Source organism: Bacillus sp. SIMBA_008 (assembly GCF_046535495.1).
Taxonomy (GTDB): Bacteria; Bacillota; Bacilli; order Bacillales; family Bacillaceae; genus Bacillus; species Bacillus subtilis.
In genome coordinates this window covers 1-271 of the sequence record NZ_JAWRWL010000465.1, presented here as the reverse complement: position 1 = coordinate 271, position 271 = coordinate 1, and the positions used below count along the sequence as shown (strand labels likewise).

The 271-nt window shown below is 42.1% G+C and carries 1 protein-coding gene; it reads right to left on the bottom strand.

Annotated features, from left to right (window positions below; all coding sequences use genetic code 11):
• On the bottom strand, positions 1 to 271 hold a 271-nt coding region (locus SB658_RS24040; RefSeq protein ID WP_410602857.1), incomplete at both ends, for a dynamin family protein.

Below are 271 nucleotides of genomic sequence, written 5' to 3'. Positions count from 1 at the left end.
CATGCCGGTCGACTTGGTTTACGATAAAATAAAGATTTGGCACTTTCTCTTTAATGGAGCGAATGAAACGAATGTTTTCCTCCGAATGAACATGGTTGTAGTGAACGACATAAAAAAGAGCATCTGCTTGATGAAGAATAGACGCAGCAGATAAAAAGTGGGCATGATCCGTCGAATCAATTCCGGGCGTATCAATCAGTGCCACCTTTTCTTCCAGTCCTCTATAGTCACCGCTAATTTCCACCATTTCAATCTGTTCTCCGTCCTTACA